Here is a 7,704-nt window from a genome sequence, read left to right on the forward strand (position 1 = left end):
GCGGAGGCCGCGCATCTGGAGGATCTGATCGGTCATGCGCTCGCCGCGCGCGACCGGATCGCCGCCACCGCCGACGCGCTCGCGCGATTGGACGTTGCGAGCGCCCTTGCCGAGCGCGCGGCGGAGGGCGGTTGGGTCCGCCCCGAGCTGGTCGACCATGCCTGTTTCGAGGTCACGGCCGGCCGCCATCCGGTCGTCGAGTCCGCCGTTGCGCGGTCGGGCGAGCGTTTCGTCGCCAATGACTGCCATCTGTCCGAGCGCTCGCGTCTGTGGCTGGTCACCGGCCCCAACATGGGCGGCAAGTCCACCTTCCTGCGCCAGAATGCGCTGATCGCGGTGCTGGCGCAGGCGGGCAGCTACGTTCCCGCCGCCCGCGCCCGCATCGGGCTGGTCGATCGCCTGTTCAGCCGCGTCGGCGCCTCGGACAATCTGGCGCGCGGCCGCTCGACCTTCATGGTCGAGATGGTGGAGACCGCCGCGATCCTGGCGCAGGCGACGCCCCGCAGCCTGGTCATCCTGGACGAAGTGGGACGCGGCACCTCCACCTATGACGGCCTCGCCATCGCCTGGGCGGTGGTGGAGGCGATCCATGAGGATAATCGCTGCCGCTGCCTGTTCGCGACCCATTATCACGAGCTGACCCGCCTCGCTGAGCGCTGCGACGCGCTCAGCCTCCACCATGTCCGCGCGCGCGAATGGAAGGGCGAGCTGGTGCTGCTCCACGAAGTCGCCACCGGCCCCGCCGACCGCAGCTACGGCCTCGCCGTCGCCCGCCTCGCCGGCATGCCCCCCGCCACCATCGCCCGCGCCAAGTCCGTCCTCGCCCGTCTCGAGGCCGGCCGGGCCAGGACCGGCGGGTTAGCTGCTGGTCTGGACGACCTCCCCCTGTTCGCCGCCGCGGCCGAAGCGGAGGAGGAGCAATGCGACGCGATCCGCAGCGCGGTGGAGGCGATCGACGTCGATGCACTGTCGCCGCGCGAGGCACTCGACGCGCTCTACCGGCTGAAGGCGCTGGCACGGGAAGGATAAGGAACCGCGCCGCACCAATTGCGTAGAGGGGCAAACCCCTTACCTAAAAGGCGCATCTTCCATGTCCGACACCCCCGTCTGGTTCATCACCGGCTGTTCCACCGGCTTCGGCCGTGCACTGGCGGAGCGTGTGCTGGCGCGCGGGCAGCGCGTCGTCGCCACCGCGCGCGACCGTGCCCGCGTCGCCGACTTGGCCGGCGATGACGAGACGCTGCTCGCCCTCGACCTCGACGTCACCGATGCCGGCCAGATCGCCGCCGCCGTCGATGCGGCAATGGCGCGGTTCGGCCGCATCGACGTGCTGGTGAACAATGCCGGCTATGGCTACCAGGCCGCGATCGAGGAAGGCGTGGAGGCCGAAATCCGCGCCCAGTTCGACGCCAACGTCTTCGGTCTGTTCGCCCTCACCCGCGCCGTCCTGCCCGTCATGCGCGCCGCCAGTCGCGGCCACATCCTCAACATCACCTCGGTCGCCGGCCTCGCCGGCTTCCCCGCCTCCGGCTACTACGCCGCCAGCAAGCACGCGGTCGAAGGCTGGTCCGACTCGCTCGCCGCCGAACTCGCACCGCTCGGCCTCCACGTCACCTGCGTCGAACCCGGCCCCTTCCGCACCGACTGCGCCGGCCGCTCCCTGCGCCAGACACCCAACCGCATCGCCGCCTATGCCGACACGGCCGGCGCCCGCATGAAGAGCACCAGCGACATCAGCGGCAATCAGGCGGGCGACCCCGTCCGCGCCGCCGACGCGATGATCGCGCTCACCGAACGCGACGATCCGCCCCGCCACCTCGTCCTCGGCCGCTGGGGCCACGATGCCGTCGTCCAGCGCCTGCGTGAACGCCTGACCGAGATCGAATCGCTGCGTGACGCGGCGCTGGCGACCGACTTCCCCGAAGGCGGCTGAAAGGCTGTTTTTAAGGTGCCGACCCGCTAAGGCTGACCCATGTCGAGCCGCTTCGAAACGCTGTCCCACCGCCGCGCCATCGTCGACCGCCGGCTATTGGCCGAGCAGATCGCCGAACTCGGGCCGTTGCGTGGACCCGAAGGGCGCAAGGCGATGACCCCGGTGCTGAAGACGGCGCTGGAGACCGGCCGGGCGGAGGTCTCGCGCCGCCTGATTGCCTATCCGTCGCGCGGGCTGGAGGCGGCGGCGGGCCAGGCCTATCTGATCGACCAGATCCTGCGCGTCCTGTTCGATGCGACGACGCAGGAGCTTTACCCGCTCCACAACCCCACCGCGGCCGAGCGGCTGACCCTGATCGCGGTCGGCGGCTATGGCCGTGGCGAGATGGCGCCGCATTCGGACGTCGACATCGGCTTCCTCACGCCCTGGAAGCAGACGCCGCATGCCGAACAGGTCATCGAATCGATGCTCTATTCGCTCTGGGATCTGGGGCTGAAGGTGGGCCATTCCAGCCGTTCGGTGGACGAAATGATCCGCCAGGCGCGCAGCGACATCACCGTGCGCACCGCGCTCCTCGAATCGCGCCTGGTCTGCGGCGACGCCGGGCTGTACGAAGAGGCCGGCCGCCGCTTCAAGGCGGAAATCCAGAAGGACACCCACCGACAGTTCATCGCCGACAAGCTGGCCGAACGCGACGCGCGTCACCGCAAGATGGGCGACACGCGCTACGTGGTCGAACCCAACGTCAAGGAAGGCAAGGGCGGCCTGCGCGACCTTCATGCGCTGTTCTGGATCGGCAAATATGTCCATGACGTGCAGCGCGCGACCGATCTGGTCGAGGCCGGGCTGTTCACGCGACAGGAATATCGCCAGTTCCACCGCGCCGACAATTTCCTGTGGGCGGTGCGCTGCCACCTGCACGACATCACCGGCCGTGCGGAGGACCGGCTGACCTTCGACGTGCAACGCCAGATCGCCGAGCGGATGCGCTATGCCGATCGTCCCGGCAAGCCGCGCGTCGAACGCTTCATGCAGTTCTACTTCCTTCAGGCCAAAACGGTCGGCGCGCTGACCGGCGTCTTCCTGGCGCATCTGGACGAGCGGTTCGCGGCACGCGGCCACCGCTTCGGCCTGCCCACCATTCGCCGCCGCCCGCGCCGCCTCAACGGCTTCGTTCTGGACCGCGGCCGGCTTGCCCTGCCCGGCGACGGCTTCTTCGCCGAAGACCCGGTGCGACTGATCGAGATCTTCCAGCTCGCCGACCGCTACGAGCTGGAGGTGCACCCCCTTGCCATGCGCGCCGCCGCACGCGACGCCAAGCTGGCCGACGAGATCCGCAACGATCCCCGCGCCAACGCGCTGTTCCTCGACGTGCTGACCAGCCCCCGCGATCCCGAGCTGGTGCTGCGCTGGATGAACGAGGCCGGCGTGTTCGGCCGCTTCGTGCCCGATTTTGGCCGTGTCGTCGCGCAGATGCAGTTCGACATGTACCATCACTACACGGTGGACGAGCATACGATCCGCGCCATTGGCCTGCTATCCCGGATCGAGCGCGGCCTGTTGCGCGAGGATCATCCGCTCGCCAGCACCGTCGCCGAACAGATTCTGTCGCGCCGGGTGCTGTATGTCGCGGTACTGCTCCACGACATCGCCAAGGGGCGCGGCGGCGACCATTCGATCCTGGGTGCCGGCGTCGCCCAGCGCCTGTGCCCGCGCCTGGGGCTGAGCGCCGCGGAAACCGAGACGGTGGCATGGCTGGTCCGCTGGCACCTGCTGATGTCCGCCACCGCCTTCAAGCGCGACCTGTCGGACTTCAAGACGATCCTCGACTTCTGCGACACCGTGCAAAGCCCGGAGCGGCTGCGCCTGCTGCTCGTCCTCACCGTGGTCGATATCCGCGCCGTCGGCCCCGGCACCTGGAACAGTTGGAAGCGGCAATTGCTGTCCGACCTGTATGAAGCCGCCGAAGAGGTGCTGCGCCTGGGCCACAAGCAGCGCGGCCGTGGCGAGCGGATCGCCGCCAAGCAGTCGCGACTGTGGGAAACGCTCGGCTGGATCGAGGCGGATTATACCGGCCATGTTCGCCGCCTGCCGGAAGCCTATTGGATCGCCGAGCCCGACGACGTGCTGGCGATCAACGCGCGGCAGATGGCGGCGGCCGGCGACGCGCAGCTATCGATCGAGGCGGCGGTCGATCCCGATCGCGGCGCGACCCTGGTGTCGATCTACGCCGCCGATCATCCCGGCCTGTTCTACCGCATCGCGGGTGCGATCCATGTCGCGGGCGGCAACGTCATCGATGCCCGCATCCACACGACGCGAGACGGCATGGCGATCGACAATTTTCTGGTGCAGGACCCGCTCGGTCGCCCCTTTGACGATCCCGCGCAACTGACCCGCCTGAAACGCGCGATCGAGGATGCGCTCGCCAATCGCGGCAAGCTGGCCGACCGTCTGGTCGCCAAGCCCGCCCCCCGCCCGCGCGCGGAAGCCTTCGACCTGCAACCCAATGTCCTGATCGACAACCGCGCCTCGAACCGTTTCACCGTGGTGGAGGTCCATGCTCGCGACCGGCCGGCACTGCTCAACCGGCTGGCCCATGCGCTGTTCCAGTCCAAGGTGACGATCCACTCCGCCCACGTCGCCACCTATGGCGAGCGCGCGGTGGACGTCTTCTATCTCACCGATCTGACCGGAGACCGCATCGTCGCCCCGGCACGGCTGAAGACGCTGGAAAAACGCCTGCTCGGTGCGGCCACGGGCGAAACGCTGGAACTGGCGGCATAACACGCCCTCTCCCCTCCGGGGAGAGGGAGGGGACCCGCGGCTTTGGCCGCGGGGAAAGGGATTTTACATCGCCTACTTACACTTGGCCGCAGACCGCCCGGCCTCGACCTGCCCCTTCATCGCCGCCGACAGCTTGGCGCCGTAAACGTCGGACAGTTCGTCATAGACCTTGCACGCATCCGCCGGCTTGTTCAGCTTGGTCAGCGCCTGTCCCAGATACAAGAGGCTGTCGGGCGCCCGCTCGCCATCCGGAAACTTCTTGTAATTCTCGTAGAACGCCATGGAGGCAAGGCTGGGCTTGCCCGCATCCAGATAGGACCGGCCGAGCAGATTCTGCGCATAGCTGGCGCGCTTGCTTTTGGGATAGGTCGCCACGACCTTCTTCAACTGCGCCTCGGCTTCCGGATATTTCTTCGCGCTCCACAGGCGATAGCCGTAGAGATATTCGTCCTCCGCCGCATCGCCGGTCGCAGGCTTCTCGACCCCCGCCACCGCGACGGGTGCGGCGACCGCGGCGGGCTTCGCGCCTGCACTGCCACCGGGGGCGCGAACCGGCGGCGGCGAGACCGCGGCCCCCTCCAGCGGCGTGCTCTCGTTCGCCGGCGCGATCGGTGCCGGCCCACCCTCGACCAGCTTCAGGCGATTGTCCGTCGCGCGCTTATACGCCTCGAACTGTTCCTGAAGCTGGCGGACGCGAAAGCCGTTCTGCTCGATCTGCCCGGTCAGCGACGACAATTGTTCTTCCAGCGAGGTCACGCGCGCCGAAAGGTCGGTGATCGCGCTGGTCGCGGGCACGCCGGGCGCGGTCTGCGGCGCCTGCGATGCGGTGATGTCGGGCTGCAGATACTGGCCCGCACCGTTCGGGAACACCTTGCGCTGCACCGCGCGCATTTCGCTTTCCAGCTTGCTCACGCGGCCCTCCACGGCTTGCGCGGATACCGCAGCCGGCAGGAACAGGGCGGCGGCAACGCCGGTCATCAACAGGTTACGCATCGATCACACCCCCCGGTGCAAGCAGGATTTCCAGGAACATTGACCATAACTGCAACGCCCAAGCTGTCGCCAGCCTTAAAGCGGCCGCCCGCGCACGCTATTCCTGGGTGGCCGCCGCATTCAGCGGCCGCTCCGGCGTCGGCTCGGCCGCGGGTGCCGCCGCTGCGGGAACCGGCGTCCCCGCCAGCCGTGCGCCCACCGCGGCGGCGTCGACGCGCACGTCCTTGATCGGGCGCGATCCGTCGCCCAGCGGCGGTGTGGCCTTGCCGTTCAGCATGATGGTCAGCTTGTCGGGCCGGCCGACATTGATCTTGGGCTCGCGCGCGCCCGTGGGCACGTCGAACCGCTCGCCCGCCTTCATCGTCTTCAGGAACAGCGTTTCGTTGTCCGCATCATAGACGCGCAGCCACACCTCGTCATTGGCGACCAGCGTCACCTGCCCCGCGGTGACGGCGGGTACCGGCTGTGTCACCGTCTTGGTCGCAGCGGCCGGGGCCGGCGCGGCGATTTCGGGCGCATCCGGCGTCGCTGTGGTGCGGTTGTGGAACAATTCGGTGCCGAACCACAAGGCGACCAGCACCAGGACCGCAAGCGCCACGCCGACGCCCAGGATCGCCAGGCCGCGCGGCGGAACGCGGGCCGGGTCGGCGATATCGTGGGGAACATAATCGCTCTGACGGCGGCCGATCCGGTCCACCTCCGCACGCACCGAATGGGCGATCGCCACCTCGTCCGCGCCGACCGCACGGGCATAGGCCTTGGCAAAGCCCATCGCATAGGTCGCGGACGGCAGGCTCTGGTAATCCGATGCCTCGATCGCCGCCAGATGGCGGTTGGGGATACGGGTACGTGCGCCGACATCCGCGAGGGACAGACCCTGCGCCTCGCGAGCGGCGCGCAGAACGTCGCCGGCACGCGCGGGTGCCGCGGGCGCGGCGTCATGGCCCGGATTGACCTCGTCCATTCTCAACTCCGAAGCGACCGCGGCCCACCCTGCCGGTCGCCCCCGTCTTTCCCAAAGGGTTGTAAGCCTGTCAACGCGCGCTCTGCCTCGGCATCAGGCCAATTCCACCCCGTTCGTCGCAGCCCAGGCACCAAGCACCCCGCGCATGTCGCGCGGCGGATGGGCCAGCAGCCGCTCCATCTCGGCCCCGATGGCGGCGTGATCGAGCGATCGGACCATGGCCTTGACCGGCCCGACCGCCGCCGGCGTGATCGACAGCCGGTCGATGCCGATCCCGATCAGCGCCATCGCCTCCAGCGGCCGTCCGCCCATTTCGCCGCATACCGCGACGGGAACCCCGGCGGCCCGCGCCGGCTCCACCACCCGGCGCAGGAAGCGCAGAATGGACGGCGACAGCCAGTCATAGCGTTCCGCCAGCTTCGGATTGGCGCGGTCGGCGGCGAACAGGAACTGGGTCAGGTCGTTGGTGCCGATCGACAGGAAATCGACCTGCGGAAGGATCAGGTCCAGTTGCTCGGCAAGCGCGGGCACCTCCAGCATCGCGCCGTAGCGGATCTCGTTCGGCATCCGCTTGCCGCGCCCCGACAGGAACAGCCGCTGCGCCTCGAACAGCGCACGCGCCTCGTCGAACTCCCACGCCTCCGACACCATCGGGAACATCACGTTCAGCGTACGCCCCCCCGCCGCCTCCAGCAGCGCGCGCGCCTGCGCCTTCATCAACCCGTCCCGCTCCAACGCAAGGCGAAGCGCCCGCCAGCCCATCGCCGGATTTTCCTCGTCGCCGGCCTCGATGTTCAGATAGGGCAGTGCCTTGTCGCCGCCGATGTCGATCGTGCGAAACACCACCGGCCGCTCACCGGCCGCTTCCAGCACCTCGCGATACAGCCGCTGCTGCCGCTCGCGCTGGGGAAGGGAGGCGGAGACCAGGAACTGGAACTCGGTGCGGAACAGGCCGATCCCGTCCGCGCCGGTGATGTCGAGCGCGGACGGGATCGGCCTGTTCCGCACCGAGTTCCAGTTCCTGGTC

General features: G+C 68.8%; 5 protein-coding genes and 1 pseudogene. 3 read left to right on the plus strand and 3 right to left on the minus strand.

Going from position 1 to position 7,704, the window contains the following annotated elements:
- From Q0U08_RS14980 to Q0U08_RS14990, 3 genes and pseudogenes are all read left to right on the plus strand, one after another.
- A pseudogene (locus tag Q0U08_RS14980) lies at window positions 1-1,029 on the plus strand (DNA mismatch repair protein MutS); the annotation flags it as partial.
- A gap of 61 nt (window positions 1,030-1,090) precedes the next feature.
- A complete protein-coding gene (locus Q0U08_RS14985) occupies window positions 1,091-1,933 on the plus strand; it encodes an oxidoreductase (protein ID WP_298092284.1) in 843 nt (280 codons plus the stop codon).
- 39 nt (window positions 1,934-1,972) lie between these two features.
- Window positions 1,973-4,720, plus strand: coding sequence for a [protein-PII] uridylyltransferase (locus Q0U08_RS14990; protein ID WP_298092286.1), 2,748 nt, complete (start codon window positions 1,973-1,975; stop codon window positions 4,718-4,720).
- Between the two features lie 72 nt (window positions 4,721-4,792).
- On the opposite strand, the gene Q0U08_RS14995 is transcribed toward Q0U08_RS14990, so the two are convergent.
- From Q0U08_RS14995 to Q0U08_RS15005, 3 genes are all read right to left on the minus strand, one after another.
- On the minus strand, window positions 4,793-5,713 hold the full coding sequence (locus Q0U08_RS14995; RefSeq protein WP_298092288.1) for a tetratricopeptide repeat protein: 921 nt from the start codon (window positions 5,711-5,713) through the stop codon (window positions 4,793-4,795).
- Window positions 5,714-5,810: 97 nt separating this feature from the next.
- Window positions 5,811-6,677 carry a helix-turn-helix domain-containing protein gene (locus tag Q0U08_RS15000; RefSeq protein ID WP_298092289.1) on the minus strand — a complete coding sequence of 289 codons (867 nt, stop codon included), beginning with the start codon at window positions 6,675-6,677 and terminating at the stop codon, window positions 5,811-5,813.
- A gap of 93 nt (window positions 6,678-6,770) precedes the next feature.
- Window positions 6,771-7,704 (minus strand): putative PEP-binding protein (locus tag Q0U08_RS15005; protein WP_367271143.1); only part of this gene is annotated, 934 nt, incomplete at its 5' end.

This window comes from uncultured Sphingomonas sp., from assembly GCF_946477935.1.
Taxonomy (GTDB): domain Bacteria; phylum Pseudomonadota; class Alphaproteobacteria; order Sphingomonadales; family Sphingomonadaceae; genus Sphingomonas.

Excerpts from the sequence above, each read along its gene's own strand:
- Q0U08_RS14995 (WP_298092288.1), bottom strand. The coding sequence starts at position 5,713 with ATGCGTAACCTGTTGATGACCGGCGTTGCCGCCGCCCTGTTCCTGCCG.
- Q0U08_RS15000 (WP_298092289.1), bottom strand. The coding sequence starts at position 6,677 with ATGGACGAGGTCAATCCGGGCCATGACGCCGCGCCCGCGGCACCCGCG.
- Q0U08_RS14990 (WP_298092286.1), top strand. The coding sequence starts at position 1,973 with ATGTCGAGCCGCTTCGAAACGCTGTCCCACCGCCGCGCCATCGTCGAC.
- Q0U08_RS14985 (WP_298092284.1), top strand. The coding sequence starts at position 1,091 with ATGTCCGACACCCCCGTCTGGTTCATCACCGGCTGTTCCACCGGCTTC.